Below are 25475 nucleotides of genomic sequence, written 5' to 3'. Positions count from 1 at the left end.
TGTCGGATCGGGACAGTACTGCATGGATTCAGGGTCGGCACGCTGACGCGTCCACAATGGTCGGAAGGCGCGTCTCCCCGGCTTTCACCAGGGGAAACGCGCCTTCGTCACGCGCCGCGGGAGCGGCTGGGGGTCACCTGTCGGTGGGTACCGCGATCTCGCCTTCCTCGTCGATCAGCTTGGCGAGCACCGCGTCGGGCAGGTAGGTCCGGTGCGGGAAGGCCGGGCCCCACGAGTTGAGGATCGGCACGGCGCCGAGCGCGTCGGCGCGCGGGTTGGCGAGCACCGCGTGGACGTCGTCGACCGACTTCGCCCAGCGGAACACCTTGATGCCCTGCTTGGCCTCGGGGGTGTACTTCTCGCGCGCCTGCCAGTCGTCGTTCGCGTACGAGTCTTCCCACAGGACGTGCCCGCTCTCCTTGAGGACCTCGGCCGCAGCCCGGACCGACGTGCCGTTCTCGTCGCCGGGGTTGGTCTCGGGCCACTCGTCGCGCAGCTTCGCCGCGTCCCAGAGCCAGCGGGCCGCGTACTCGCTGCCGTTGAAGAGCGACATGCACCGCGACCAGCCGAAGCCGACGCAGGCGCCTTCGTGGCCCTGGTCGTAGAACGCGTAGTAGGCGTCGGTGTCCGGGGTGCCGCCCGGTTCGAGGCAGACGCAGTGGCCGCCGCGGATCTTGCCGAGCTGCGCGACCCCGGCCTTCGCGATGAAGAACTCGCCGGAGGTGCCGTCCTGTTCCGGGGTGTCGAACGCCGAGTACCAGTTGACGCCGATCACGACCGGCGAGCGGGTGGGCCGGTCTTCCTCGGCCAGCGCGCCGAGCGGATACCTTTCCACGTGCCGCCAGTCGTCCGGAATGAACCGGCCAAGGCGCGGGTCGGCCGGATCGGAACCGAGTGGACGATAACGCATGACTTCCTCCTCCGTGCAGGCGAAAATGCGCACACGCCGGCCGGATGGCATGCACACCACGAGCTCGAAGGCGGACTGAAACGTTGGCACGACGCACTGGGACGGCCGAGCGCACCACCCTCCGGCCACGCCGGACGCACCGGCGGAACCCCTCGAATCGAGTGTCGCACGGCGACCGCGAATGAGATCCCGAACTCACCCGAACAGCGCAGGAATCGCGCGGAAAAGTATCCGATCACCGCGCACCCGCCTATCGGGTTGACGATTTCCTGGCGGAGTCACAATCAAGGAATCAGATACTTCGATTTCCGCATCGATTCGGTATCGGCCCCGAGATCCGCCCGTTCGGGCAGCCGAGATCGATTTTTCAACGACCCCGGCTCAGTCCGCCACCCGCCGGAACCGCGGCACGCGGCCGGCCGGCGTCTCGACCGGCTCGGCGAACATCGGCGCCGGGCGCACCCACAGCCCGCGCTCGCCGTAGAGCGCCCGGTACACCACGAGCTCCTCTTCGGTCTCGCTGTGCCGGGCGACGCCGAGCACCTCGTACTCGCCGCCCTTGTAGTGGACGTACCGGCCGGGCTCCACGCCGGACACGTCAGAACAGCCGGAACTCGTCGGACTCGATGCCGCGGAGCTCGTCGTAGTCGAGCGTCAGGCACCGGATGCCGCGGTCCTCGGCCAGCGTGCGGGCCTGGGGCTTGATGATCTGGGCCGCGAAGACGCCCTGCACCGGCGCCAGGAGCGGGTCGCGGTTGAGCAGCTCCAGGTAGCGCGTGAGCTGCTCGACGCCGTCGATTTCGCCGCGGCGCTTGATCTCCACCGCCACCGAACGGCCGTCGGCGTCGCGGGCCATGATGTCGACCGGGCCGATCGCCGTCGGGAATTCGCGGCGGACCAGCGTGTAGCCGTCGCCGAGGGTCTTGATGTGCTCGGCCAGCAGTTCCTGCAGGTGCGCCTCGACGCCGTCCTTCTGCAGGCCCGGTTCCGCGCCCAGGGCCTGGGAGTAGTCGTGGAAGACCTCGTCGATCGAGATCACCAGCTTCTCGCCCTGCTTGTTCTCGACGATCCAGAGCTTGCCGTCCTCGATCAGCCAGCACGGCGGGCTCATCCAGTTCAGCGGCTTGTACGCACGGTCGTCGGAGTGCACCGACACCGAGCCGTCGGACTTGACGAGCAGCAGGCGGGTGGCCATCGGCAGGTGGGCGGTCAGCCGGCCGGCGTAGTCGACCTGGCACCGCGCGATCACGAGACGCACCCGAGGAGGGTAGGACAGGGTCGGTGATACTGGGCGCGTGGACCCCATTCAGCGTGTCGCGTCCCGCGAGGTGTACCGGAACAACTGGATGACGGTGCGGGAGGACGAAATCCGCCGCCCCGACGGCTCGGCGGGCATCTACGGCGTGATCGACAAGCCGTCGTACGCACTGGTCATCGCCCAGGACGGCGACCGGTTCCGGCTGGTCGAGCAGTTCCGGTACCCGCTGGGCGAGCGGCGCTGGGAGTTCCCGCAGGGCACCGCGCCGGACCTGGCGGACGTGCCGCCGGCCGAGCTGGCCGTGCGGGAGCTGCGCGAGGAGACCGGGTTGCGGGCCGGCTCGATGGTCCCGCTCGGCACGCTCGACGTCGCCGCCGGGATGAGCAGCCAGCGCGGCTGGGTGTTCCTCGCCACGGACATCACCGAAGGCGAGCCGGAGCGCGAACACGAGGAGCAGGACATGCGCAGCGCGTGGTTCGCGCGCGCGGACGTCGAGAAGATGATCCTCGCCGGTGAGATCACCGACGCGCAGTCGGTCGCCGCGTGGGCCCAGCTCATGCTCTTCGAGCGCCGGCCTTGAGCATCCCGCGGATCACCAGGTGGTGGAACGGCTTGATCAGCGCGAAGTAGGCCGGACCGACGCGGTTGTGGAAGTGCACGATCGTGCCGAGCCGGAAGCCGCCGGGTACCGCCTCGGCCGTCAGGTACCCGGTCAGGTGACTGTCGTCCACGCCCGCCACCAGGTACCGCTCCGGATCACCCGCCCGGACGGTGAAGAACGCGACCCGGTCGCCGGGCGCGAACCCGACGTCCTCGGGCCGCAGCCGGCCGGATCGCGGCACGGACGCGGTCTCCAGCCGCAGCGCCTTCGCGAGCAGGTACCGGACGCCGAAGAGGGCCTTCACCCAGGCCGGCGACCAGCCGAACACGCCCGCGACGAACTCGCGCAGGCTGTTCTCGCTCTCGATCTCCTCGAACTCGACGTAGTCCGCGCCCTCGGCGAACGGTTCGGTCATTTCGCTCTCCCCAGTACCAGTTCCAACGCGTCCTCGAGCTGCCGCCCGGACAGCGGCGGCACGACCTGCCCGGCGCCGACGACGATCAGGTACAGCGCCTGCGCCAGGCCGGCGTCGCCGCTGATCTCGGTCAGGTAGGCCACCCGGGTCCGGTCGACGCGCTCCTGGACCGCCCGCGCCTCGGCGTCCTGCAGGGCCCAGGCCCGCACGGCGATCTCCAGCCCGAGGCCCGGCCCCGGCGCGAGGACGAGCTTCAGCAGCGCGCCGAGCCTGTCGTCCGGCACCGCCTCGGCCTGCTCCACGAACCGGGTCGTGCGCTCGGTCTCGAAGTGCGCCAGCAGGGCCGTGCGGAACCCGCCCGTGCCCTTGAAGTGGTGGTAGAAGGAGCCCTTCGACAGGCCGAGCCGCTCGGTCAGCCGCTCGATCGTCACCGCCGGCGCACCTTGCTCGGCCAGGAGCACCAGTCCCGCGTCCAGCCAATCCCGCCTGCTCACCATGGCCGTACCATACCATACCGTATTGTACGGTCCGCGGCCACGACGAAACCCCCGGCCGGAGCCGGGGACGTCAGTCGGGCCAGGACGGTTTGCGCTTCTCCAGGAACGCCGCCATGCCTTCGCGGGCGCCGGGCAGCTGGGACGCCGCCGCCATGACCTCCAGGGCGATCGCGTACGCGTCGGCCTCGGGCCGGTCGAGCTGGGCGTAGAGCGTCGCCTTGCCCATCGCCTTGCTCGCCCGGCTGCCGCGCGTCGCCCGGGCCAGCAGCTCCGCGACGGCGTCGTCGAGCTGCTCGTCGGGGACGACCCGGTTGACCAGGCCCCAGTCGAGCGCCGTCGCCGCGTCGATGACGTCGCCGGTCAGCGCCAGCTCCATCAGCCGCTTGCGGCCGATGGAACGCGCCACCGGGACCGCCGGCGTGTGGCAGAACCAGCCGCCCTTGCCGCCCGGCAGGGCGAAGCCGGCCGACTCGGCGGCCACGGCCAGGTCGCACGAGGCCACCAGCTGGCAGCCCGCCGCGGTGGCCAGGCCGTGCACCCGCGCGATGACCACCTGCGGGATCGACTGCATGGTCTTCATCAGGGCCGTGCACAGCGTCAGCAGCTCGCGCACGCCCATGAGGTCACGCGCGGCGACGTCGGCGAAGTCGTGCCCGGCCGAGAACACCGGGCCGTCGCCGGCCAGCACGACGCCGGTCGCGTCGGTCGTGCCCGCCTCGCGGAACGCGGCGAGCAGCTCGGCCAGGTGCTCCGCGGACAGCGAGTTGCGCCGCGCCGCGCGGTTCATGGTGATCGTGACGGTGTCGCCGTCCCGCTTCACGAGGAGGTGCTGGTACATGCCCCGACGGTAGCCGCCCGGAAGGTGCGCCGGTAGCTGTCGGGGCCGACGCCGACTTCGGCGCGCATCCGCCGTCGCAGGTTGGCCGCCGTGCCCAGCCCGGACCGCTCGGCGACCCGCTCGACCGGCAGCGACGTCGTCTCCAGCAGGCGCTGCGCGTACCGGACGCGCTGGACGCGCAGCCAGCGTCCCGGTGTCACGCCGGTGGCCGCGGCGAACTCGCGGTGGAACGTCCGCTCGCTCATCCGGGCGTGCCCGACCAGGTCCTCGACGCCGATGCCGTCCGCCAGCCGCGCCAGCGCCCAGTCCATTGTGGACGCCATGCCGGGCTGGGCCGCCGACGGCGGCAGCGGGTGGTCGACGTACTGGCGCTGCCCGCCTTCGCGCGCCGGGGGCATCACCAGCCGGCGGGCGAGCGCGGCGGCGACGTCGGCGCCGTGGTCGCGCCGGACCAGGTACAGGCAGAGGTCGAGGCCACCGACGACCCCGGCGGACGTCAGGACGCCGCCGTCGTCGGTGTAGAGCACGTCACGCTGCAGGTCCGCCCGCGGCGCGACGCGGGCGAGGGCGTCGAGATCGCGCCAGTGCGTGGTCGCCGGGCGGTCGTCGAGCAGGCCGGCGGCGGCCAGGGTGAACGCGCCGGAGCACAGCCCGGCGACGGTCGCCCCGGCCCGGTGCGCCCGCCGCAGTCCCGTGACCGCCGCCGCGGGTACCGGCGCGAGCGGGTCGTCGCGGCCCGGCGCCAGCACGAGGTCGCAGCCGTCGAGCCCGGCGAGCCCGTGCGTGGCCGCGACGTCGCCGAAGGGCGACACGGCCGTGCGGACGCGGCCGGGGCTGCACAGCCGCACGGTGAACGGGCCGATCCCGCTGCCGGAGCGATCCTGGGCCCAGACCTCGCCGATCACCGCGAGGTCGAACACCCGGGTGCCCGGCAGCAGGAGGACGCCGATGGTGCGCATGGCAGAAAAGTACCGCATCGCGCGTCTTCTGCCACTCCCCTGGACGTCGGAAGCCCGCGAAACTCGACGGCATGACCGAAACGGCACTCATCCTGATCGACGTCCAGCGCGGGTTCGACGACCCGGAGTTCTGGGGCCCGCGCAACAACCCCGGCGCCGAAGCGAACATGAAGGCGTTGCTCGACGCGTGGCAGGAGCGGCGGCTCCCGGTGGTGCTCGTGCACCACGACTCGGCCAAGCCGGACTCGCCGCTGCGGCCGGGTCAGCCGGGCAACGACTTCAAGCCCGAACTCGACGGCGCCCGGCCGGACCTCGTCTTCGGCAAGAAGGTCAACTCGGCGTTCCTCGGCGACGTCGATCTCGACGCGTGGCTGCGCAAGCGCGGCATCGGCAGCATCGTCGTGGCGGGCATCCAGACGAACTTCTGCTGCGAAACCACCGCCCGGATGGGCGGGAACCTCGGCTACGACGTGACTTTCGCCCTCGACGCCACGTTCACGTTCGACCTCCCGGAGGTGACCGCGGACGAGCTGTACCGCGTCACGGCGGCGAACCTGGCCAACCAGTTCGCCACCGTGAAGTCCACAAAGGACATCCTGGGCGGGCTCAGCTGAGGCCGTGCCGCTCGCGGATCAGGCCGACGATGCCGTCCATGATCCCGGTGAGCTCGTAGTCCTTGGGCGTGAACACCCGGGCGATGCCGCGTTCGGCCAGCAGCGCGGCGTCGTCCGGCGGGATGATCCCGCCGACGATCACCGGCACGTCGGCCGCCCCCGCGGCCCGCAGGCCGTCGACGACGTGCGGGACCACCTCGAGGTGCGAGCCGGAGAGCACGGAGAGCCCCACGACGTGCACGCCTTCCTGCACCGCGGCCGCGACGATCTGCTCGGGGGTCAGCCGGATGCCCTGGTAGACCACCTCGAAGCCGACGTCGCGCGCCCGGACGGCGACCTGCTCGGCGCCGTTGGAGTGCCCGTCGAGGCCGGGCTTGCCGACCAGGATCCGCAGCCGCTCGCCCAGCTCCGCCTCGGTTTCCCGGACCCGCGCGCGGACGCGCTCGATCTCCGGGTCGCCGCCACCGCTCGCCGCGGCGGAAACCCCGGTGGGCGCCCGGTATTCGCCGAACACCTCGCGCAGCGCGCCGGCCCACTCGCCGGTGGTGACGCCGGCCCGCGCGCAGTCCACAGTGGCCTCGAACAGGTTCTCCGTGGTCTGCGCACGTTCCTTCAGCGTGGCCAGCGACCGCTCGACGGCGTCGTTGTCACGCTGGGTGCGCCACTCCTCGACGGCCGTGACGGCGGCCTTCTCGACGGCGGGGTCGATCGTCTCGATCGCCTTCGCGCCCTCGGCCTGCAGCGGCGACGGCTCGGTCGTCTCGAACTTGTTGACCCCGACCAGGATCCGCTCGCCGTTCTCCATCTCGCGGCGGTACTCGGCCAGCGAGGTGACCAGCTGCGACTTCATGTAGCCGCTCTCGACCGCGGCGACCGCGCCGCCGAGGTCCTGCACCCGGGCGATCTCCTCGCGGGCGCCGGCCATGATCTCGTCGACCTTCGCCTGGATGACGTGCGAGCCGTCGAAGATGTCCTCGTACTCCAGCAGGTCGGTCTCGAACGCGAGCACCTGCTGCATCCGCAGCGCCCACTGCTGGTCCCACGGCCGCGGCAGGCCGAGGGCCTCGTTCCACGCGGGCAGCTGGATCGCGCGGGCGCGGGCGCCGCGGGAGAGCGACACCGCGAGCATCTCCAGCACGATCCGCTGGACGTTGTTCTCCGGCTGGGCTTCGGTGAGCCCGAGCGAGTTGACCTGCACGCCGTAGCGCAGCCGGCGGGCCTTGGGATCCGTTACGCCGTAACGGTCCCGCGTGAGTTCGTCCCAGAGCGCGGTGAACGCGCGCATCTTGGCCATCTCCTCGACGAACCGGACGCCGGCGTTGACGAAGAAGGAGATCCGCGCGACGACCTTGGCCATGTCGGCCGCGTCGACCTGCCCCGAGTCGCGGACGGCGTCGAGCACGGCGATCGCGGTGCACAGCGCGTACGCGACCTCCTGCGTCGGGGTCGCCCCGGCTTCCTGCAGGTGGTAGCTGCAGATGTTGATCGGGTTCCACTTCGGCACGTGGTGCACGGTCCACGCGATCACGTCGGTGATCAGCCGCAGGCTCGGCCCCGGCGGGAAGATGTAGGTCCCGCGGGACAGGTACTCCTTGATGATGTCGTTCTGCGTGGTGCCGGTGAGCTTCGCGAGGACTTCGTCGACGTCCCGGCCCTCGGCTTCGGCCTGCTCGCGCGCCACGGAGACGTACAGCGCCAACAGCCACATGGCGGGCGCGTTGATGGTCATCGACGTGTTCGCTTCGGCGAGCGGGATGCCGTCGAAGAGCCGCCGCATGTCGCCGATGTGCGACACCGGCACGCCGACCTTGCCGACCTCACCGCGCGAGAGCTGGTGGTCGGGGTCGTAGCCGGTCTGGGTGGGCAAGTCGAACGCCACCGAGAGGCCGGTCTGCCCCTTCGCGAGGTTGCGCCGGTAGAGCTCGTTCGACGCGGCCGCGGAGGAATGTCCCGCGTAGGTCCGCATCACCCACGGTCGGTCTCGCTCGCGGTCCGTTGGGTACGGCACTGGGCACCTCCGGCGGTGGACGTTTCGTCGAGTGTACCGGCCGGTAACTTACGGTGGCAGTGGAATCCGCCACGTCCGGGTGACGTCAGCGCGGGCCCGGCTCGGTCAGCTCGCGGAGCTCCTCGACCGCCGGGACGGCGAACAGCCGGATCGCGGGGCGCCGTCTCCGCATGGGAACACCGAGCGCGGCGCCGGGGGCGTCCCGACGCGTGAAGCTGAGCGTGGCGGTGCCGTCCCGGCCGATCCGGACGACCGGCGGCGCCAACGCGCTCCGGTACTCCGACGCGCGAGTGCGGCCGGTGCCGCGGTCGGCCACGACGATCCGCTCGTCGGTCACCGCGTACACCGCACGGCGCGTCACCCACACCCGCCTGCCCACCGGCACCCAGGTGACCGCGAGCCCGCACAGGACGAAAGCCACGTCGAAGAGCGGCACCGGGCCGTTGGCGAACGGCATCCCGTGCGCGGCGAACACGACCACCACCAGCACCGCGCCGAAGGCGACGCGGTACCACTCGAGGCCCGTCAGGGCGATCCGCAGCGGCCGTCCCGACCACAGCAGCCGCTCACCCGGCTCCAGGACGATGCTCGGTTCACCCACGGCGGCCTCCCCCGGTGTCGTTCACCGGGCTGACGCTCCGCCGGCCGTGCGGGTTGCCTCCGTTCAGGCGGCAGGCGGCGGCACCTGGCGGGCCGTCGCCTCGTCGATGGCCTTGGTCAGCAGGTCGCGGACGCGCTTGGGTTCGCCGATGCCCACCAGCGTCACGGTGCCCGGCCCGAAGGCGATGGTCCCGGTGCGGGACGGACCCGGCTTGAGCGACGGCGACGGCAACCCGGCCAGCTCGCTAGCGCGTTCCTTCTGCCGGAACAGGCCCGACCGCGCGATCACCCGGCTGTCCGTCACGGCGTAGGTCGTGCGGCCGAAGGCGAGGTACCGGACCACCGAGCGGCCGATCGCGCCGTAGAGGCCGAGCACCAGCGCGACCACCGCCACGGCCATCGTGGCGCCGCTCGGCTGCTTCGCGAGCAGGAACCAGAGCGCGGCCGCGGCGAGCACGAACCCGGCCGGGGCGATCACCCCGTCCGCGGCGACGTAGAGCGGGCGCTGGACCGGTTCCCCCGCCCAGAGCACGCGCTCACCGGGCGAAAGCTCGATTTCCCCTGCTGACATGGCCGAACACTACTCCGCCGGACTCCCTCCCGCCGAGCCCCGCGACGACGTGACCGAAATCCGCGAGACCGGGCGCGGGCCCGTCGGTTAGCGTGCAGCCGTGACGTGGAGTTCGTACGGGAGTTACCTGGTCATCGTGGTCTTGATCGTCCTCGCGCCGGGGCCCGACACGATGGTCATGCTCAAGAACGCGCTGTCCGGCGGGTTCCGGGGCGGGCTGCTCGCGTCGCTCGGCATCTTCGCCGGCAACGCCGTGCAGGGCAGCGCCGCGGCGCTCGGGCTCGGCGTCCTCGTCGCCCGGTCGCAACCGGTGTTCCTCGCGCTCAAGTGGGCCGGCGCGGCCTACCTCGTCTTCCTCGGCGTGCAGGCGCTGCGCGGCGCGTTCCGCGGCAACTACCACGTCGTCGAAGCGGTCCAGCGGCGCCGGGGCGGCGGCTTCCGGCGGTTCCGCGAAGGGTTCCTCTCCAACATCACCAACCCGAAGGTGCTCGTGCTGTACCTGTCCGTGCTGCCGCAGTTCCTCGACCCGGTGCGCACGACGACGGCCGACGCGCTGGCGCTGGCCTACACCGTCGCCGTGCTCGGCGTGGTGTGGCTGCTGGTGCTGCTGGCGTTCGTGCACCGCGTGCGGGTGTGGCTGGAGCGCCGCCGGGTGCGCCGGGCCCTCGACGGCGTCACCGGGACCGCGCTGCTCGGCTTCGGCGCCGCGCTGGCGCTGGAGTCCTGATGACCTGGAGCACCTACGCCGGGTTCGCCGGGATGATGGCCTTCCTGGCGGTGATGCCGGGCCCGGACACGATGGTCGTGCTGAAGAACGCCCTGACCGGCGGCGCGCGCGGCAGCGGCTGGGCGTGCGCCGGGATCACCGTGGCGAACTTCCTGCAGGGCACGGCGGCGGCGCTCGGGCTGGGCGCGGTGATCACCCGCTACCGCCCGCTCTTCGAGACGGTGAAGTGGCTCGGCGCGGCCTACCTGGTGTTCCTCGGCGTCCAGGCCCTCCGCGGTGCCTGGCGCGGCGACTACGAGGCCCTCGACGACGTCCGGAAGGCCCGCGCTTCCCGTGGACGACGGTTCCGCGAAGGGTTCCTTTCCAACATCACCAACCCCAAGGTGATCGTGCTGTACCTGTCGGTGCTGCCGCAGTTCCTGACCCCGGGCGTGACGGACCAGGCCGACGCGCTGCTGCTGGCGTACACGGTGGCGGCGCTGGGCGTGGTGTGGCAGGTGCTGCTCCTGTTGTTCGTGCACCGGGTCCGGGGCTGGCTGCAGCGGCGGAAGGTCCGGCGGGCGATGGACGGCGTCGCGGGCACCGCGTTGGTGGGATTCGGCGCAGCGCTCGCGCTGGAGGCCTAGCCTGGAGCCATGACCTGGGGAACTTATGGCGCGTACGTGCTTTTCGTCGTGCTCGTGCTGATCGTGCCGGGGCCGGACACCGCCCTCGTGCTCAAGAACTCCCTCGCCGGTGGCCGGCGGGGCGGTGTCCTCACCGCGCTGGGCATCGGGTCCGGCAACCTCGTCCAAGGCCTCGCCGCCGCGCTCGGGCTCGGCGCCGTGATCGTGCGCGCCGAGCCCGTCTTCGTCACCCTCAAGTGGGCCGGGGCGGCTTACCTCGCCTACCTCGGCGTCAAGGCGCTGGTCGCCGCCTGGCGCGGGGATTACCCCGCCCTCGCCGACACCCGGCCCCACAGCGGACGGCGCTGGCGGGAAGGGTTCCTCGGCAACCTCACCAACCCGAAGGTCCTCGTCTTCTACCTCTCGATGCTGCCGCAGTTCCTGACCCCGGACTCCACGATCGCCGAGTCGTTGCTGCTCGCCGTGACCGTCGGGGTGCTGGCGACGCTCTGGCAGCTCGTCATCGTCGCCGGGGTGCACCGGATCCGGGGCTGGCTGGAACGGCGCCGGGTCCGCCGCACCCTCGACGGCGTCACCGGCACCGCCCTCGTCGGCTTCGGGGCGGCGCTGGCCCTCGAAAGCTAAAGCGTCCGGTCCAGCCAGTCGTAGATCCGGCCCGCCGTGAGCCGCTGGGCGCCGACGTGGCAGTGCGCGTCGGCGCCCTCCTCCGCCGTGAACGTCAGCAGCGTCTTCGGCGCGGTCAAGTGCGCGTACAGCCGCCGCGGTTCGGTCTCCTGCGTACCGCCGAAGAACAGGTCGTCCGCCGCTTCACAGACCAGCACCGGGCACGTGATCTTCTCCGCCACACCGCCTTCGAGCGTGTACTCGAGGTACTTCGCGATGAACTCGCGGTCGCTCGCCGCGCCCAGGACGTACCGGCCGTGGTCGCACGCCCACCGCAGCGTCGGGCTCTTCTCGCGGCCTTCCGCGAGGAGCGCGTCGAACTCCTCGTCGTGCTCCGCCCGGGCCCGGCGCACGATCTCTTCGCGCGGCCACGGCAGCATCGACGTCACCGCGGCTCCGGCGTCGTACACGCCGTCCACCGCGACCACCGCCGCCAAGCGGGGCTCGAACGCCGCCGCGCGCGGGGCCAGCACGCCGCCGAGGCTCACGCCGAGCAGCGCGATGCGGGCCGGATCGACCCCGGGGATCCCCAGCGCGAAGTCCACCACCGGCGTGACGACGTGCTCCCAGTCCGGGCGGAAGACGAGCCCGTCCCGCCGGATCGCGCTCGGCTGGCCGGGGCCGTCGAACGTCAGCACGTGGTAGCCGTGGGCCGCGCCGGCGGCCGCGCCCAGGTGGTGCAGTTCCTCGGCGCTGCCGTCGAAACCGTTGTGCATGACGAGCAGCGGCTTCGGGCCTTCGCCCGGTGCGCGGTAGAAGTAGCCGTGCAGAACCGTTCCCTCGTAAGGGATTTCGACCGGTTCGGCCACCTCCGCGCGCCGGAAGCACTCGACGCTGCGGTCGTACGCCGCCGCGATGCGCGGGTCCGCCGGGTCGCCGTGCAGGAAGAACTCCGCCGAGAAGTAGTACGTCGACGCCCGCAGCAGCAGGTCGCGTGCGGTGACCGGGCCGGCGTCGGCCGCTTCGGCGTACAGCCGGTCGGCCAGTGCGCGGTAGGCGTCGTGCCAGCTGTCGTAGTCCCCGGGCGTCACGGTCAAGGCGCCGCGAGGACCTCGCCGAACTCCGCGCCGCCGTAGGCCGTGTGGCCGAACAGGCGCAGCGTCTCGAACCAGAACTGCGGGTCTTCGCCGAACAGCAGCTGCTTCACCGGATTTCCTCTCGGACGAAGGTTTCGAACGACCGGGCCGGCCGCCCGGTGACCTGCTCGACGGCCGGGGTGACGCGGTCTTCGGTGCCCCGCCGGATGTCCTCGTCGAGGGCGGCGAGCACCCCGGCGAACCCGGCGGGCAGGCCCGAGGCCGCCAGCCGGGCGGCGAACTCGGCGGTGCCGACCGTGCGGTGCCGCACCGGACGGCCGAGGTGCGCGGCCACGATCGCGGCCGCTTCGGCGTAGCTCAAGGCGGCCGGTCCAGTCAGGACGTGCTCGGTGTTGTGCGGCACCGAGTCGGTCAGCGCGCGGACGGCGACCGCGGCGATGTCGCCGGCGTCGACGAACGCGACGCGGCCGTCTCCGGTGGCCGTGACGATCTCGCCGTCCCGCACACCCTGGGCGACCAGGTGCTCGCCGGTGAAGTTCTGCATGAACCAGGACGGCTTCAGCACGGCCCACTCCGGTGCCGCGCGCACCAGCCGCTGCAGGTCGCCCAGGCCGGGCGTGTCCGGCGTGACGGCCGACGAGCTGAGCAGGACGACCCGCCGGACGCCCGCGGTCAGCGCGTCGGCCAGGAACGGCTCGACCAAGGGCGCGGGCTCGGCCTCGCCGATCGGGGCCAGCAGGTACACCGCCGAAACACCGCGAACGGCTTCGGCGTGCGTCGCGCGATCGGTCCAGTCGAACCGGACCTCGCCGGCTTCGGCCGCCTTGCGCGTGGCCGCCCGGGCGGTGAACCCCGCGTCGCGCAGGCCGGTGACGACCCGGCGCCCGGTCGTGCCGGTGCCGCCGAGCACGAGGACGTCAGCCACCGAACGCCGCCGTCAGCGCTTCGCCACCGCCGAGGACCTCCGCCGCGGCGAGCGGGCTCCAGTAGTCGCGGTAGTGGCGGATCTGCCCGTTCTCGACGGTGATCACGGCGATGTAGGACAGCTCGTACGGCTTCTGCGTCGCCACCACCACGCCGGCGACGGTGAGCTCGACGACGACCACGGCCGGGTCAGTGGTCTCGTGCACGGTCTTCGCCGTGACTTCGCGGATGTCCAGCACGTTCGGGTAGTCGCGCAGGTATTCGCGGATCGCCTCGCGCCCGTCGACGCGCTTCGGGTAACCGGGGCCGGCGAACGGGAACTCGAGGACGCCGTCCTCGGCCCAGAGCCCGGCGAACCCGGCCATGTCGTGCTTCAGCAGCAGCTCGAGCGCGTGCTCGACGAAGTCGTGCATCGCAGCCTCCTTCAACGTTCGGACGAGACGGTACCGTCCCGACGTAAGCCACCATAGACGGGACGGGACCGTCCCGTCCACCCGCTAGACTGCCGTCCATGGCACGCACCCCGACCGGCGCCGCGGTCCTCCAGCCCGAGGTCACGCAGGCGATCACCGACGCCGTCCTGCAGGAACTGGCCGGACAGGGTTACGGCCGGCTGTCGATGGAAGCCGTGGCGAAACGCGCCGGCGTCGGCAAGAGCGCGCTGTACCGGCGCTGGCGGTCGAAGGACGAAATGATCGCCGCGGTCATCACGGAGTTCAGCGTCACCCGCGCGGCCGTGGTCGACACCGGATCACTGCGCGGCGACCTCCGCGAAACCATGCAGGCCCTGATCGACTGGCTGACGCACCCGCTGTTCTCGCGGATCCTGCCGGACCTCGTCGCGGAGGACGTGCGGAACCCGGAGCGCAACCGCACCGTGCGCGAGCAGATCGGCAGATCGCGGCGCGAGGTCGGCGAAGCGATGCTGCGCCGGGCCGTCGCGCGCGGCGAGCTGCCCGGGGACCTCGACCTGGAGATGGCGCTGGACGTGCTGGCCGCACCGATCTACTGGCGCCTGGTCGTCCGGCAGGCCCCCGCCGAGCCGGACTACGTCGACCGGCTGGTCGAGTACGCCCTGCGCGCACTGGGCGCGCAGGGCGCGTGACTCAAGCCCGGTCCGGGTTCCCCGTGACGCGCTCGATGTTCGCGCCCAGGCGGTTCAGGTTCTCGACGAAGTGCGGGTAGCCGCGGTCGATGTGGAAGACGTCCCAGACCTCGGTGACGCCGTCCGCGCACAGACCCGCGAGCACCAGCCCCGCGCCCGCGCGGATGTCCGACGCCCAGACCGGCGCGCTCGAGAGCTTCTCGACCCCGCGGACCACCGCGTGGTGGCCGTCCGTGCGGGCGTCGCCCGACAACCGGACCATCTCCTCGATGAACCGGAAGCGCGCCTCGTAGACGTTCTCCGTGATCATCGACGTGCCTTCCGACACCGCCGAGAGCGCCACCGCGAACGGCTGCAGGTCGGTCGCGAAGCCGGGGTACGGCAGCGTGACCCAGTCGACCGCCTTCGGGCGCTCCGGCTGGACCACGCGGAAACCCTTGTCCCCGAACGTTTCGACGTCCGCGCCGGCCAGCTGCAGCTTGTTCAGCACCAGGTCGAGGTGGTGCGGGTTGACCCCGCGCACGGTGATGTCGCCGCGGGTCATCGAGGCGGCGAACGCCCAGGTGGCGCCGACGATCCGGTCGCCGATCACGCTGTGGGTGGTCGGGTGCAGCTGCTCCACGCCGTGCACGGTCAGCGTCGAGGTCCCGGCGCCTTCGATCTTCGCGCCCATCTCGGTGAGCATCGTGCAGATGTCGACGATCTCCGGCTCGCGCGCGCAGTTGTCGATGACCGTGGTGCCCTCGGCCAGCACGGCCGCCATCAGGATGTTCTCGGTCGCGCCGACGCTCGGGAAGTCCAGCCAGATCTGCGCGCCGACCAGCGTCTCGGCCTTCGCGACGACGCAGCCGTGCTCGATCGTGCTCGTCGCACCCAGCTTGCGCAGGCCGTTCTGGTGCATGTCCAGCGGGCGCGAGCCGATCGCGTCGCCGCCCGGCAAGGCCACGACGGCCTGCTTCAGCCGGCCGACCAGCGGGCCCAGCACGCAGACGGACGCACGCAGCTTGCCCATCGCCGCCGAGTCCGCGCGGTGCGACAGCTCGGCCGGCGTCGTGATGGTGGCCGTGTCGCCCACAATGGCGACCTCGCAGCCGACGCTCCGCAGCACGTCGCCCATCAGCGGGACGTCGAGGATCTGCGGGCAGTTCGTGATGGTCGTGGTGCCCTCCGCGAGGAGGGCGGCGGCCATCAGCTTCAGCACGCTGTTCTTGGCGCCGACCACGTCGACCTCGCCGACCAGCCGGGCTCCGCCATGCACGTCGAAGTGCTCGCTCATGGCCGCCAATCATGCCCGCTCGCCCGGATTCGGCCCGGGCGGGGGCCGCTATGGTGGGTCCATGGTCGTTCGCATCAACCGCGTCTACACGAAGGTCGGCGACAACGGCACGACCGCGCTCGGCGACGGGTCCCGCGTGCCCAAGACGTCCCCGCGGCTGGGCGCGTACGCGGACACCGACGAGACGAACTCCGTGCTCGGCCTGGCGATCGCGGTCGGCGGGCTGCCGGCCGAGGTGACGGACGTGCTGCGCACGGTGCAGAACGATCTCTTCGACGTCGGCGCGGACCTCTGCCTGCCGATCTCCGACGACCCGCCGTACCCGCCGCTGCGGATCACGGAGAAGTACGTCGAACGGCTCGAAGGCTGGTGCGACGAGTTCAACGAGCGCCTGCCGAAGCTGACGTCGTTCATCCTGCCGGGCGGCACGCCGGGGGCGGCGTTCCTGCACCAGGCCCGCACGGTGTCCCGCCGGGCCGAGCGGAGCGCGTGGGCGCTGCACGAGGCCGAGCCGGAGACGACGAACCCGGTGGCGATCAAGTACCTGAACCGGCTCTCGGACCTGCTGTTCATCCTCGCCCGGCTGGCGAACCCCGAGGGTGACGTGCTCTGGCAGCCGGGCGGGCAGCCCGCCTAGATCCCCCAGCTCTCCCGCAGGGCGCCCAGCGCCCGGTGGAAGCCGGGGAACGTCTTCTTCACGCAGTCCGGGTCGTCCAGCGTCACGCCGTCGACCAGCAGGCCGGTGATGCTGAACGCCATCGCGATCCGGTGGTCGCGGCGGCAGGCCACCAGGGTGCCCGTCGGCTGTCCCGGCTGGATTTCGATCCAGTCCCGGCCCGTCTCGACCTCGATGCCCATCGCGCGCAGGTTCTCCTCGCACGCCTCGAGCCGGTCGCACTCCTTGATGCGCGTGTTGTAGACGTCCTCGATGCGGACCGGGCCCGAAGCGAAGGGCGCGATCGCCGCCAGGGTCGGGACCGTGTCCGAGATGTCGCGCATGTTCACCGTGATGCCGCGCAGGCCGTCCGACGGCCCCGCGACCGTCACCGAGTCCGGCGTCAGCTCCACGTGCGTGCCCATCTCCCGCAGCACGTCGGCGAACTTCACGTCACCCTGCAGCGCGTCCGAACCGAGGCCCGGGATGGTCACCGTGCGGCCGGTGACCGCCGCCGCGGCCAGGAAGTAGCTCGCCGTCGACGCGTCCGGCTCCACCGGGTACTCGCACGCGCGGTACGGCTGGGCCGGGACCACGAAGGTCTGTCCTTCGCGGCGGACGTCGACACCGAAGCGGCGCATCATCTCCAGCGTGATCTCGACGTACGGCACCGAGACGAGGTCGGTCACCGTGATCCGCAGGCCTTCCGCGGTCAGCGGGCCGACCAGCAGCAACGCCGTCAGGAACTGCGACGACAACCCGGCGTCGAGGGTCAGGTCGCCGCCCTTGATGCCGTTCGCGCGGACCGTCAGCGGGTGGTGACCCGGCTCGCCGCGGAACTCGAGGTCGACCCCCAGCTCCTGCAGGGCGTCGGTCAGCGGCCCGAGCGGGCGGCGGCGCATCTGGCCGGACGCGTCGAAGCGGAACGTCCCGGTGCCGGCCGCGGCCAGCGCGGGCAGGAACCGGGCCGTGGTGGCGCCGTCGCGGCAGAAGACGTCGGCTTCGGCGACGCCCGGACCCGCCGGGCGACCCTCGATGGTCCAGGCGTCCGCCTGCCGGTCGACCCGGTAACCGAGCTCGGCCAGGCCCTCGGCGAAGCCCTCGGTGTCGTCCGAGTGCAGCGGACGGCCGAGGGTCGTGGTGCCGTGCGCGGCGGCGGCCAGGAACAGGCCACGGGCGGTGACGGACTTGGAGCCGGGGATCTCGACGAGGGTCACACGGCGAGTTTAGTGCGGGGCGATCTCGGCCATCGGGCCCCAGTCCGAGGCGTCCTGGACGTTGATGATCCGCGGGTTGTCCGAGATGTACGCACCCAGCGTCGCGACCGCCGTCTTGAAGTGCTCGGAGCCGACGTGCGCGACGGCCGCGTCCTGGCCTTCGAAGCCCTCGACCAGCACATACGTGTTCTTGTCGTCGACGCTGCGTGACCACTCGAAGAACTTGTTGCCCGCCTCGGCCCGGGTGCTGCGCGTGAAGTCCCCGACGATGTCCAGCCAGGAGTCCGCGTATTCGGGCTTCACCGGCCACTTGACCACGATGAGAATCATGGCCTCCACGGTAAGCCCGCGAGGCGCGGACGACCGTCTCGGAATGAGACAGCGGTCAAGAGGCGCGGTTCAGGACGCGCGCGGGAGGCGGTGTCCGGGCGGGGCGGACTCGAGCCACGAGAGGAACCCCGTCAGCGCGCCCGGGCCCATGGCGATCTCGATCGCCTCCTGGGTCTCCGACTCGCAGCGCAGCACGGTCGAGCCCTCGGGAACGGCGTAGGCCTCGGTGCCGGAGGGGTCCCGGCGGTCGGCGATCTGCATGCTTTCGCGCTGGAAGACGCGGTCGGCGCCGGTCCGCAGGCTCCACACGCGGTACCAGACGAACTCGTCGCCCTCGTAGCGGCCCAGCCCCAGGTGCCAGCTGGACCGCGGGTTGTCCGGACGCCACCGCAGCGCGACGCTCACGCCGCCGCCGCGGCGCATCCGGATCCACCGCTGGCCGTACCAGGCGGCCAGCACCGCGAGCACGATCAGGAGCCCTGCTACGACCACGGTGATCTTCACGGCCCGGCTCCTGCCCGTCTCGCGCTCAGGCCGACTGACCCGCAGCGCGGAGCTGGGCCGAAGCCCTCGCCCGCTCGGTCTCGTCGTCCCCGGTCAAGGCCGCCTTGGCCGCCTCGACGTCGATCTCGTCGGAGAGCTCGGCGCTCTCGGCGAGGATGCTCACCCCGGTGCCGGTCACGGAGAGGAACCCGCCGTGCACGGCCGCGCAGACGGTCTCACCGTCGGTGGTCGTCACCTTGACCACGCCGCCCTCGACGAGCTGCCCGAGCACGGGTTCGTGACCGGCCATGATGCCGATCTCACCCTCGGTCGTCTGGGCCACCACGAAAGTGGCAGTACCCGACCAGAGACGGCGCTCGACGGCCACCAGCTCCACGGACATCTCAGCCACGTAGCACTCCTTAACTCGGGGTGTTGCCACCGAGTGTAATAGGTCTGACTCAGACTACGAGAACGGCGGGGGCCTGAGTCCACATAGGACACTGCCCCCGCCGCACCCGGGAGATCACTTCTTGGTGATTTCCTTGTACTTCTTCTCGAGGTCCTCGAGGCCACCGATGCCCAGGAACGCCTGCTCCGGGTAGTGGTCGAAGTCACCCTTGGTGATGCGGTCGAACGACTCGATGGTCTCCGACAGCGGCACCGTCGAGCCCGGGATCTGCGTGAACGCCTCGGCGACCAGCATGTTCTGCGACAGGAACCGCTCGATGCGGCGCGCGCGCTGAACGGTCAGCTTGTCCTCTTCCGAGAGCTCGTCCATCCCGAGGATCGCGATGATGTCCTGCAGCTCCTTGTACTTCTGCAGGATCCGGATGACCTCGGAAGCCACGCGGTAGTGGTCCTCACCGACGATGGCCGGGTCGAGGATCGTCGACGTCGACGCCAGCGGGTCCACCGCCGGGAAGATGCCCTTCTGGAACACCGACCGGGAGAGCTCGGTGGTGGCGTCCAGGTGGGCGAACGTCGCGGCCGGGGCCGGGTCGGTGTAGTCGTCCGCGGGGACGTAGATCGCCTGCATCGAGGTGATCGAGCGACCCCGGGTCGAGGTGATCCGCTCCTGCAGCTGCCCCATCTCGTCGGCCAGCGTCGGCTGGTAACCCACGGCGGACGGCATGCGGCCCAGCAGGGTCGACACCTCCGAGCCGGCCTGGGTGAACCGGAAGATGTTGTCGATGAACAGCAGCACGTCCTGGTTCTGGACGTCGCGGAAGTACTCCGCCATGGTCAGCGCGGACAGCGCGACGCGCATGCGGGTGCCCGGCGGCTCGTCCATCTGGCCGAAGATGAGGGCGGTGTCGTTGATGACGCCGTCCTCGGACATCTCCAGGAAGAGGTCGTTGCCCTCACGGGTGCGCTCGCCGACGCCGGCGAACACCGAGGTACCACCGAAGTTCCGGGCGACGCGGGTGATCATCTCCTTGATGAGCACCGTCTTGCCGACGCCGGCGCCGCCGAACAGGCCGATCTTGCCACCCTGGACGTACGGGGTGAGCAGGTCGACGACCTTGAGGCCGGTCTCCAGCATCTCGGTCTTGCCCTCGAGCTGGTCGAAGGACGGCGCGTTGCGGTGGATGCCCCAGCGCTCGAGGTCGTCGCCGTAGCCGGGCTCGTCGAGGCACTCGCCGAGGGCGTTGTAGACGTGGCCCTTGACCTTGTCGCCGACCGGGACCGTGATCGGGCCGCCGGTGTCGGTGACCTCGGCGCCCCGGACCAGGCCGTCCTGCGGCTGGAGCGAGATGGTGCGGACGAGGTTGTCGCCCAGGTGGCTGGCGACCTCGAGGGTCACCGTCTTGCGCAGCTGTTCGAACTCGATCTCGACCTTGAGGGCGTTGAACTGCTCGGGCACGGAACCGCGCGGGAACTCGACGTCGACGACCGGCCCGGTCACCGAGACGATGCGCCCCTTGGCGCGCGGGGCTTCAGTACTGGTCATCAATCATCACTTCCTGCTGCGGTGAGCGCGTTCGCGCCACCGACGATTTCGGAGATCTCCTGGGTGATCTGCGCCTGGCGGGCCTGGTTCATCTCCCGCGTCAGGTTGCCCACCAGCTCGTTCGCGTTGTCCGACGCGGCCTTCATCGCCGTCCGGCGGGCGGCCAGTTCGGACGCCGCCGACTCGAGCAGCGCCGCGTAGAGCCGCGTGTTGATGTACTTCGGCAGGAGCGCGTCCAGCAGCTTGTCGGCACTGGGCTCGAACTCGTAGCTGGGGAGCAGCCCGGCGGGCTTCTCCTCTTCGCCTTCCGAGTACTCGACCTCGAGCGGCGCGACGCGCTTGGCGGTCGGCCGCTGGGTCAGCATCGACACGAACTCGGTGTAGACGATGTGGATCTCGTCGACACCCGCGACGCCGTCGGCGTTGCCGTGGTCGTCGTCGACGCCCCGCATGAACGACTCGACCAGGGCGTCGCCGGCCGCGACCGCGTTGGCGTAGCCCGGCTGGTCGGAGAAGCCCGTCCAGCCGTCCACGACCTCGCGGCCCCGGAACCGGTAGTAGTTCAGCCCCTTGTTGCCGGTGACGTAGACCTCGGGCTCCTTGCCCTCCGAACGCAGGAGGGCGAGCAGCTCTTCGGTCGCGCGCAGCACGTTGGAGTTGTACCCACCGCACTGGCCCTTGTCGCTGGTCACGACCAGGACGGCGGCCCGCTTCGGGTTCGGGCGCTCGACCAGCATGGGGTGGTCGAGCGTGGTGGCCGCGCCGGCCAGCGCCGAGAGCACCTTGGTGATCTCGTCCGCGTACGGCCGGGAAGCGGCGACCCGTGCCCGCGCCTTGGTGATGCGCGCGGTGGCGATGAGCTCCATCGCCTTGGTGATCTTGCCGATCGACTTGGTCGCCTTGATGCGCGACCGGAGTTCCCGGAGTTGTGCGGCCATGAGCTACCAGCTCACTTCTTCGGCGCGGGCTTGTTGACCTTGACGGTCTCCTGCCCGACCTTGTCGGATTCCATGGCGTCCGCGTTGTCCTGGAGCGGCTTGCCCTCGGAGGTGGTGAACTCCTTCTTGAACTCGTTCACCGCGGCGACCAGCTTGTCGGCCGTCTCGTCCTCGAACTTCCCGGAGTCGCGGATCGCGCTCAGGATCTCGTCGTGCTTGCGGCGCGTCGAGTCGAGGAACTCCTGGTTGAAGCGGCGGACGTCCTCGGTCGGGACCGAGTCGTAGTGGCCGTTCGTGCCCAGCCACACCGTGCAGACCTGCTCCTCGACCGGGATCGGCGAGTACTGCGGCTGCTTGAGCACCTCGTACAGCCGGGCACCGCGCTCGAGCTGCGCCTTCGACGCGTCGTCGAGGTCCGAGGCGAAGGCCGCGAAGGCCTCCAGCTCGCGGTACTGCGACAGGTCGATCCGGAGCGAGCCGGAGACCGACTTCATCGCCTTGACCTGCGCGGCACCACCCACGCGGGACACCGAGATGCCCACGTCGATGGCCGGGCGCTGGCCGGCGTTGAACAGGTCGGACTGGAAGAAGCACTGGCCGTCGGTGATCGAGATGACGTTCGTCGGGATGTAGGCCGACACGTCGTTGGCCTTCGTCTCGATGATCGGCAGCCCGGTCAGCGAGCCGGCACCCAGCTCGTCCGACAGCTTCGCGCAGCGCTCCAGCAGGCGGGAGTGCAAGTAGAAGACGTCGCCGGGGAACGCCTCGCGGCCCGGCGGGCGGCGCAGCAGCAGCGAGATCGCGCGGTAGGCGTCGGCCTGCTTGGTCAGGTCGTCGAACACGATGAGGACGTGCTTGCCCTCGTACATCCAGTGCTGGCCGATGGCCGAGCCGGTGTACGGCGCGATCCACTTGAAGCCGGCGGAGTCCGACGCGGGGGCCGCGACGATGGTGGTGTACTCCAGCGCGCCGGCGTCCTCGAGGGACTTCTTCACGGCGGCGATCGTGGAGCCCTTCTGGCCGACCGCGACGTAGATGCAGCGGACCTGCTTCTTCGGGTCGCCGGTCTCCCAGTTGGCCTTCTGGTTGATGATCGTGTCCACGGCGACGGCGGTCTTGCCCGTCTTGCGGTCACCGATGATCAGCTGGCGCTGGCCGCGGCCGATCGGGGTCATCGCGTCGATGGCGGTGATGCCGGTCTGCAGCGGCTCCGACACCGGCTGGCGCTCGACCACCGAGGCGGCCTTCAGCTCCAGGGCGCGGCGGGTGGTGGTCTCGATGTCGCCGAGGCCGTCGATCGCCTGGCCCAGCGGGTTGACGACGCGGCCGAGGTAGCCGTCGCCGACCGGCACCGACAGGACCTGGCCGGTGCGCTTGACCTGCTGGCCCTCTTCGATGCTTTCGAAGTCACCGAGGATCGCGGCACCGATGGAGCGCGCGTCCAGGTTCAGTGCGACGCCCAGGACGCCGCCGGGGAACTCGAGCAGCTCGTTGGCCATGGCCGAGGGCAGGCCCTCGACGTGGGCGATGCCGTCGCCGGCGTCCACCACGGTGCCAACTTCTTCCCGGCTCACGTCCGGGGCGTAACTCGAGACGTAGTTCTCGATCGCGCTACGGATCTCATCCGAGGAGATCGTCAGCTCGGCCATGTCTTTCCCGCTCTCGCTTCGTTCTTGCCAGTATGCAAAGTCTTGTGTGACCCGGCGCTAGGCCCGGGCCAGCCGCCTGCGCAACGCCGCGAGCTGGCCCGCCGCGCTCCCGTCGATGACCTCGTCGCCGACGCGGACGACGAGCCCGCCGCCGAGCCGGGGGTCGACCTCGACGTGCAGCGCGATCGGCCGCCCGTAGACGGCGTCGAGCTTCGCGCTCAGCTGAGCGATCTGCTCGTCGGACAGGGCGCTCGCGCTGGTCACGTAGGCGACCGAACGCTCACGCCGCTCCGCGGCCAGCTTGACCAGCTTGTCGAGCCCGACGCCGACGCCGCGGCCCTTGGCCCGGCGCACAACCTGCTCGACGAGGGTCTCGGTGACCACGTCCACCTTGTCGGCGAACAGCCCGCGCACGAGCGTGCGCTTGGCGTCGGCGGGACCGGTCAGGTCCGACAGCGCGGCCTCGAGCTCGGGGTGGTTGGCCACCACCCGCGCGACCTGGAAGAGCTGGGATTCGACGGTGTCGACGTTCCCGGTCTTCTCCGCCGAGGTGAGCAGGGCCGAGCGCCCGAGCGACTCGAGCCCGTCGGTCAGCTCACGGGGGCTGGACCAGCGGCTGCCCGCCACGGTGTCGAGCACCTTCAAGGCCGGTTCGGAGAGCTTGCCGTCGAACAGCCGGCGCACCAGCGAGGTGCGCGCCTCCGGCGTCGCCGAGGCGTCGCTCACCGCCCGGCGCAGGCCGATCTCCCGGTCCAGCAGGTCGACGACCGAGAGCAGCTCGTCGCCGACCGTGGCGGCATCGGCTCCCGCGTCGGCCAGAACCTCGCCGAGGCGTTCCTCGGCGAGGCCGAGCGCTTCACGGCTCGCAGCATGCAGCGTCATCTCTGGCTACTTCCCCGCTCCGTTGGAGGCACCGGCGGTCTCCAGCTCCGCCAGGAACCGGTCGACGGTGCCGCGGCGGCGCGCCTCGTCTTCGAGCGACTCGCCGACGATGCGGCTGGCCAGCTCGACGGCGTTGCGGCCCATGTCGGCCCGCAGCTCCGCGATGATCTGCGCCTTCTGGGCCTGCAGCTGGGCCTGGCCCTGGGCGACGATGCGCTGGGACTCGGCTTCCGCCTCCGCCCGCAGCTCCGCCTTGATCTGCTCGGCTTCGAGCCGGGCGTCGTCGCGGATCTTCGCGGCTTCGGTCCGGGCCTCGGCCAGCTGGGCCTTGTACTTGGCCAGCGCCTCTTCGGCCTCGGCCTGGGCCCGCTCGGCCTTCTCGATGCCTCCCTCGATCTTCTGCGCACGCTCTTCGTACGCGGCCTCGAAGCGAGGGACGACGTACTTCTTGAGGATGAACAGCAGGATCAAGAAGGCGACGATGCCGAGGATCAGTTCCGAGATGTCCGGAATGATCGGGTTGTGCGCCTTACCCTCTGCGGCGAGGACCAAAGCACTGTTCAGCACGGCGTCTCCTTAAGCGAGATGAGCGGAACTCAGCCTGCGGAGGCGATGAAGTAGATGACGATGCCGATCAGGGCGAGCACCTCGGTCAGCACGAAGGTCGAGAAGCCGATGCCCTGCAGCTTGCCCTGCGCCTCCGGCTGACGGGCGGTGCCGTTGATGACGGCGGCGAAGATCAGACCCACACCGATGCCCGGGCCGATCGCGCCCAGGCCGTAACCGATGGCGGCGAGGCCGGGGTTGAGGTTGACAGCCTGCTCCGCGGCGGCCTGGGCCAGAACGATGTTGCTCACGTGCATTTCCCTTCACTTCGGTCCACGCGCTCGCGTGGATCGGGGGCTTGTGTTCTCAGTGCTCCGACGCCAGCGCGGCGCCGATGTACCCGGCCGACAGCAGGGCGAAGATGTAGGCCTGCAGCACCTGGATGAAGGCCTCGAGGAACGTCATCCCGATGGCGAAGATCCACGCCACCAGGGAAACCGGCTTCAGCGCCCAGCCCGAGGTCTCGGTCAGCAGGAAGGTGCCGCCGAGGGTGAACACCGCCAGGATCAGGTGACCCGCGAACATGGCGGCGAAAACACGGATGGCGAGCGTGAGCGGGTTGAGGAAGAACTTCTCCGCGAACTCGATCAGCGCGAAGAGCGGCAGCACCGGGCCCGGCACGCCCGGCGGCGCGAGTTCCTTCTTGAAGTACCCCTTGAAACCGTGCCGCTTGAACCCGACGAAGTGGTACACGGGGTAGACGACGAGGACCGACAGGGCGACCGGGAAGCCGAACCGCGCCATGGTCGGGAACTGCAGGAGCGGGATGATCCCGTAGAGGTTGTTCACCAGCACGAAGGTGAACAGCGCGAAAACGAGCGGCACGAACGGCTTAAAGTCCTTCGAACCGATCTGTTCACGCGCGATGTTGTTGCGGCTGAAGTCGTAGATCGACTCCGCGACGAACTGCCCCTTGCCCGGCACGACCTGCAGCTTGCGGGTCGCCAGCAGGAAGTACGTCGCGATGATGACGACCGAAAGCACGACGAGCAGCATCGGCTTGGTGACTCCGCCGAACAACGCCGGCAACTCGAAGCTTTCGGCGCCGGGCGGCGCGAACGTCGCACCCTCGGCCAATACCAGCGCGCCCACTGGGCTCCTTCCGGTTCTCCCGGCCGGCGTTCACTCCGCC

At 70.8% G+C, this 25475-nt stretch carries 32 protein-coding genes; 7 read left to right on the top strand and 25 right to left on the bottom strand.

Annotated features, from left to right (window positions below):
- Nucleotides 1–133: 133 nt before the first annotated feature.
- The 3 genes from ACLJPY_RS10845 to nucS all read right to left on the bottom strand — a co-directional run bounded on the left by ACLJPY_RS10845 (nt 134) and on the right by nucS (nt 2168).
- Nucleotides 134–910, bottom strand: a complete 777-nt coding sequence (locus ACLJPY_RS10845; protein WP_410587890.1) for a hypothetical protein — start codon at nt 908–910, stop codon at nt 134–136.
- A gap of 381 nt (nt 911–1291) precedes the next feature.
- Complete coding sequence (locus ACLJPY_RS10840; RefSeq protein ID WP_410587889.1) at nt 1292–1507, bottom strand: DUF1653 domain-containing protein; 216 nt, start codon at nt 1505–1507, stop codon at nt 1292–1294.
- Nucleotide 1508: 1 nt separating this feature from the next.
- Nucleotides 1509–2168, bottom strand: coding sequence for an endonuclease NucS (nucS, locus tag ACLJPY_RS10835; protein WP_378188718.1), 660 nt, complete (start codon nt 2166–2168; stop codon nt 1509–1511).
- 37 nt (nt 2169–2205) lie between these two features.
- Between nucS and ACLJPY_RS10830 the strand changes: the two genes are divergently transcribed.
- On the top strand, nt 2206–2748 hold the full coding sequence (locus ACLJPY_RS10830; protein ID WP_410587888.1) for an NUDIX domain-containing protein: 543 nt from the start codon (nt 2206–2208) through the stop codon (nt 2746–2748).
- Here ACLJPY_RS10830 and ACLJPY_RS10825 read toward each other — a convergent pair.
- The 4 genes from ACLJPY_RS10825 to ACLJPY_RS10810 all read right to left on the bottom strand — a co-directional run bounded on the left by ACLJPY_RS10825 (nt 2723) and on the right by ACLJPY_RS10810 (nt 5478).
- Nucleotides 2723–3184 (bottom strand): DUF2867 domain-containing protein, encoded by a 462-nt coding sequence (locus tag ACLJPY_RS10825; protein WP_410587887.1) that lies wholly within the window; start codon nt 3182–3184, stop codon nt 2723–2725. The genes ACLJPY_RS10830 and ACLJPY_RS10825 overlap by 26 nt on opposite strands.
- On the bottom strand, nt 3181–3681 hold the full coding sequence (locus ACLJPY_RS10820) for a TetR/AcrR family transcriptional regulator (RefSeq protein ID WP_410587886.1): 501 nt from the start codon (nt 3679–3681) through the stop codon (nt 3181–3183). The genes ACLJPY_RS10825 and ACLJPY_RS10820 overlap by 4 nt, the downstream gene beginning before the upstream one ends.
- A gap of 70 nt (nt 3682–3751) precedes the next feature.
- On the bottom strand, nt 3752–4519 hold the full coding sequence (locus ACLJPY_RS10815) for an enoyl-CoA hydratase-related protein (protein ID WP_410587885.1): 768 nt from the start codon (nt 4517–4519) through the stop codon (nt 3752–3754).
- Nucleotides 4498–5478 carry a GlxA family transcriptional regulator gene (locus ACLJPY_RS10810; protein WP_410587884.1) on the bottom strand — a complete coding sequence of 327 codons (981 nt, stop codon included), beginning with the start codon at nt 5476–5478 and terminating at the stop codon, nt 4498–4500. Before ACLJPY_RS10810 ends, ACLJPY_RS10815 begins: the two co-directional genes overlap by 22 nt.
- Nucleotides 5479–5549: 71 nt before the next feature.
- On the opposite strand from ACLJPY_RS10810, the gene ACLJPY_RS10805 reads away from it, so the two are divergent.
- Nucleotides 5550–6092, top strand: a complete 543-nt coding sequence (locus ACLJPY_RS10805) for a cysteine hydrolase family protein (protein WP_410587883.1) — start codon at nt 5550–5552, stop codon at nt 6090–6092.
- Here ACLJPY_RS10805 and ACLJPY_RS10800 read toward each other — a convergent pair.
- From ACLJPY_RS10800 to ACLJPY_RS10790, 3 genes are all read right to left on the bottom strand, one after another.
- Nucleotides 6085–8100 carry a protein meaA gene (locus tag ACLJPY_RS10800; protein WP_410587882.1) on the bottom strand — a complete coding sequence of 672 codons (2016 nt, stop codon included), beginning with the start codon at nt 8098–8100 and terminating at the stop codon, nt 6085–6087. The genes ACLJPY_RS10805 and ACLJPY_RS10800 overlap by 8 nt on opposite strands.
- 85 nt (nt 8101–8185) lie before the next feature.
- Complete coding sequence (locus ACLJPY_RS10795) at nt 8186–8701, bottom strand: hypothetical protein (RefSeq protein WP_410587881.1); 516 nt, start codon at nt 8699–8701, stop codon at nt 8186–8188.
- Nucleotides 8702–8764: 63 nt separating this feature from the next.
- Nucleotides 8765–9271, bottom strand: coding sequence for a PH domain-containing protein (locus ACLJPY_RS10790; protein ID WP_410587880.1), 507 nt, complete (start codon nt 9269–9271; stop codon nt 8765–8767).
- A 100-nt stretch (nt 9272–9371) separates the two neighbouring features.
- On the opposite strand from ACLJPY_RS10790, the gene ACLJPY_RS10785 reads away from it, so the two are divergent.
- The 3 genes from ACLJPY_RS10785 to ACLJPY_RS10775 are packed head-to-tail and all read left to right on the top strand — an operon-like array spanning nt 9372 to nt 11248.
- On the top strand, nt 9372–9998 hold the full coding sequence (locus tag ACLJPY_RS10785) for a LysE family translocator (protein ID WP_410587879.1): 627 nt from the start codon (nt 9372–9374) through the stop codon (nt 9996–9998).
- Nucleotides 9998–10624: a LysE family translocator gene (locus ACLJPY_RS10780; protein WP_410587878.1), complete on the top strand. Its 627-nt coding sequence runs from the start codon at nt 9998–10000 to the stop codon at nt 10622–10624. The genes ACLJPY_RS10785 and ACLJPY_RS10780 overlap by 1 nt, the downstream gene beginning before the upstream one ends.
- A 9-nt stretch (nt 10625–10633) precedes the next feature.
- Nucleotides 10634–11248, top strand: coding sequence for a LysE family translocator (locus ACLJPY_RS10775; RefSeq protein WP_410587877.1), 615 nt, complete (start codon nt 10634–10636; stop codon nt 11246–11248).
- Here the strand turns inward: ACLJPY_RS10775 and ACLJPY_RS10770 are convergent.
- From ACLJPY_RS10770 to ACLJPY_RS10760, 3 genes are all read right to left on the bottom strand, one after another.
- Nucleotides 11245–12318, bottom strand: coding sequence for an alpha/beta hydrolase family protein (locus tag ACLJPY_RS10770; RefSeq protein WP_410588281.1), 1074 nt, complete (start codon nt 12316–12318; stop codon nt 11245–11247). The genes ACLJPY_RS10775 and ACLJPY_RS10770 overlap by 4 nt on opposite strands.
- Nucleotides 12319–12430: 112 nt before the next feature.
- The gene (locus ACLJPY_RS10765; protein WP_410587876.1) at nt 12431–13249 is read right to left on the bottom strand and encodes an NAD(P)H-binding protein; all 819 of its coding nucleotides are present in this window, start codon (nt 13247–13249) and stop codon (nt 12431–12433) included.
- Nucleotides 13242–13676, bottom strand: coding sequence for a nuclear transport factor 2 family protein (locus tag ACLJPY_RS10760; RefSeq protein WP_410587875.1), 435 nt, complete (start codon nt 13674–13676; stop codon nt 13242–13244). The genes ACLJPY_RS10765 and ACLJPY_RS10760 overlap by 8 nt, the downstream gene beginning before the upstream one ends.
- A gap of 83 nt (nt 13677–13759) precedes the next feature.
- On the opposite strand from ACLJPY_RS10760, the gene ACLJPY_RS10755 reads away from it, so the two are divergent.
- Nucleotides 13760–14353, top strand: a complete 594-nt coding sequence (locus ACLJPY_RS10755) for a TetR/AcrR family transcriptional regulator (RefSeq protein WP_410587874.1) — start codon at nt 13760–13762, stop codon at nt 14351–14353.
- Nucleotide 14354: 1 nt separating this feature from the next.
- Here ACLJPY_RS10755 and murA read toward each other — a convergent pair whose 3' ends face one another.
- Nucleotides 14355–15629, bottom strand: a complete 1275-nt coding sequence (gene murA / locus ACLJPY_RS10750; RefSeq protein ID WP_410587873.1) for a UDP-N-acetylglucosamine 1-carboxyvinyltransferase — start codon at nt 15627–15629, stop codon at nt 14355–14357.
- Nucleotides 15630–15690: 61 nt separating this feature from the next.
- Here murA and ACLJPY_RS10745 point away from each other — a divergent pair, with 61 nt between their 5' ends.
- A complete protein-coding gene (locus ACLJPY_RS10745) occupies nt 15691–16266 on the top strand; it encodes a cob(I)yrinic acid a,c-diamide adenosyltransferase (RefSeq protein WP_410587872.1) in 576 nt (191 codons plus the stop codon).
- Here ACLJPY_RS10745 and aroA read toward each other — a convergent pair.
- The 11 genes from aroA to atpB form a co-directional block, all read right to left on the bottom strand.
- The gene (gene aroA / locus ACLJPY_RS10740; protein ID WP_410587871.1) at nt 16263–17501 is read right to left on the bottom strand and encodes a 3-phosphoshikimate 1-carboxyvinyltransferase; all 1239 of its coding nucleotides are present in this window, start codon (nt 17499–17501) and stop codon (nt 16263–16265) included. The genes ACLJPY_RS10745 and aroA overlap by 4 nt on opposite strands.
- Nucleotides 17502–17510: 9 nt before the next feature.
- Nucleotides 17511–17831 (bottom strand): putative quinol monooxygenase, encoded by a 321-nt coding sequence (locus ACLJPY_RS10735; RefSeq protein ID WP_410587870.1) that lies wholly within the window; start codon nt 17829–17831, stop codon nt 17511–17513.
- A 69-nt stretch (nt 17832–17900) separates the two neighbouring features.
- The gene (locus tag ACLJPY_RS10730) at nt 17901–18335 is read right to left on the bottom strand and encodes a DUF2550 domain-containing protein (protein WP_410567853.1); all 435 of its coding nucleotides are present in this window, start codon (nt 18333–18335) and stop codon (nt 17901–17903) included.
- A 25-nt stretch (nt 18336–18360) separates the two neighbouring features.
- The gene (locus tag ACLJPY_RS10725) at nt 18361–18726 is read right to left on the bottom strand and encodes a F0F1 ATP synthase subunit epsilon (RefSeq protein ID WP_003102658.1); all 366 of its coding nucleotides are present in this window, start codon (nt 18724–18726) and stop codon (nt 18361–18363) included.
- 114 nt (nt 18727–18840) lie between these two features.
- On the bottom strand, nt 18841–20268 hold the full coding sequence (gene atpD / locus ACLJPY_RS10720) for a F0F1 ATP synthase subunit beta (protein ID WP_103344263.1): 1428 nt from the start codon (nt 20266–20268) through the stop codon (nt 18841–18843).
- Nucleotides 20268–21206 carry a F0F1 ATP synthase subunit gamma gene (locus ACLJPY_RS10715; RefSeq protein ID WP_410587869.1) on the bottom strand — a complete coding sequence of 313 codons (939 nt, stop codon included), beginning with the start codon at nt 21204–21206 and terminating at the stop codon, nt 20268–20270. Before ACLJPY_RS10715 ends, atpD begins: the two co-directional genes overlap by 1 nt.
- 11 nt (nt 21207–21217) lie before the next feature.
- On the bottom strand, nt 21218–22855 hold the full coding sequence (atpA, locus tag ACLJPY_RS10710) for a F0F1 ATP synthase subunit alpha (RefSeq protein WP_410587868.1): 1638 nt from the start codon (nt 22853–22855) through the stop codon (nt 21218–21220).
- Nucleotides 22856–22912: 57 nt separating this feature from the next.
- On the bottom strand, nt 22913–23737 hold the full coding sequence (locus ACLJPY_RS10705; protein ID WP_410587867.1) for a F0F1 ATP synthase subunit delta: 825 nt from the start codon (nt 23735–23737) through the stop codon (nt 22913–22915).
- A 6-nt stretch (nt 23738–23743) separates the two neighbouring features.
- A complete protein-coding gene (locus tag ACLJPY_RS10700; RefSeq protein ID WP_410587866.1) occupies nt 23744–24304 on the bottom strand; it encodes a F0F1 ATP synthase subunit B in 561 nt (186 codons plus the stop codon).
- Between the two features lie 29 nt (nt 24305–24333).
- Entirely contained in the window at nt 24334–24594 is a 261-nt protein-coding gene (locus tag ACLJPY_RS10695; RefSeq protein WP_410587865.1) for an ATP F0F1 synthase subunit C, read from the bottom strand.
- A gap of 55 nt (nt 24595–24649) precedes the next feature.
- Nucleotides 24650–25435, bottom strand: a complete 786-nt coding sequence (gene atpB, locus ACLJPY_RS10690) for a F0F1 ATP synthase subunit A (RefSeq protein WP_310967037.1) — start codon at nt 25433–25435, stop codon at nt 24650–24652.
- Nucleotides 25436–25475 lie beyond the last annotated feature (40 nt).

The sequence above is a fragment of the Amycolatopsis sp. lyj-23 genome (genome assembly GCF_046549135.1).
In the GTDB taxonomy this organism is placed as follows: domain Bacteria; phylum Actinomycetota; class Actinomycetes; order Mycobacteriales; family Pseudonocardiaceae; genus Amycolatopsis.
This window is presented reverse-complemented; position numbering and strand designations above follow the sequence as displayed.

Coding starts and splice junctions, on each gene's coding strand:
- ACLJPY_RS10845 (WP_410587890.1), bottom strand. CDS start 910: ATGCGTTATCGTCCACTCGGTTCCGATCCGGCCGACCCGCGCCTTGGC.
- ACLJPY_RS10825 (WP_410587887.1), bottom strand. CDS start 3,184: ATGACCGAACCGTTCGCCGAGGGCGCGGACTACGTCGAGTTCGAGGAG.
- ACLJPY_RS10820 (WP_410587886.1), bottom strand. CDS start 3,681: ATGGTGAGCAGGCGGGATTGGCTGGACGCGGGACTGGTGCTCCTGGCC.
- ACLJPY_RS10815 (WP_410587885.1), bottom strand. CDS start 4,519: ATGTACCAGCACCTCCTCGTGAAGCGGGACGGCGACACCGTCACGATC.
- ACLJPY_RS10810 (WP_410587884.1), bottom strand. CDS start 5,478: ATGCGCACCATCGGCGTCCTCCTGCTGCCGGGCACCCGGGTGTTCGAC.
- ACLJPY_RS10805 (WP_410587883.1), top strand. CDS start 5,550: ATGACCGAAACGGCACTCATCCTGATCGACGTCCAGCGCGGGTTCGAC.
- ACLJPY_RS10790 (WP_410587880.1), bottom strand. CDS start 9,271: ATGTCAGCAGGGGAAATCGAGCTTTCGCCCGGTGAGCGCGTGCTCTGG.
- ACLJPY_RS10780 (WP_410587878.1), top strand. CDS start 9,998: ATGACCTGGAGCACCTACGCCGGGTTCGCCGGGATGATGGCCTTCCTG.
- ACLJPY_RS10775 (WP_410587877.1), top strand. CDS start 10,634: ATGACCTGGGGAACTTATGGCGCGTACGTGCTTTTCGTCGTGCTCGTG.
- ACLJPY_RS10755 (WP_410587874.1), top strand. CDS start 13,760: ATGGCACGCACCCCGACCGGCGCCGCGGTCCTCCAGCCCGAGGTCACG.
- murA (WP_410587873.1), bottom strand. CDS start 15,629: ATGAGCGAGCACTTCGACGTGCATGGCGGAGCCCGGCTGGTCGGCGAG.
- ACLJPY_RS10745 (WP_410587872.1), top strand. CDS start 15,691: ATGGTCGTTCGCATCAACCGCGTCTACACGAAGGTCGGCGACAACGGC.
- ACLJPY_RS10735 (WP_410587870.1), bottom strand. CDS start 17,831: ATGATTCTCATCGTGGTCAAGTGGCCGGTGAAGCCCGAATACGCGGAC.
- atpD (WP_103344263.1), bottom strand. CDS start 20,268: ATGACCAGTACTGAAGCCCCGCGCGCCAAGGGGCGCATCGTCTCGGTG.
- ACLJPY_RS10715 (WP_410587869.1), bottom strand. CDS start 21,206: ATGGCCGCACAACTCCGGGAACTCCGGTCGCGCATCAAGGCGACCAAG.
- atpA (WP_410587868.1), bottom strand. CDS start 22,855: ATGGCCGAGCTGACGATCTCCTCGGATGAGATCCGTAGCGCGATCGAG.
- ACLJPY_RS10705 (WP_410587867.1), bottom strand. CDS start 23,737: ATGACGCTGCATGCTGCGAGCCGTGAAGCGCTCGGCCTCGCCGAGGAA.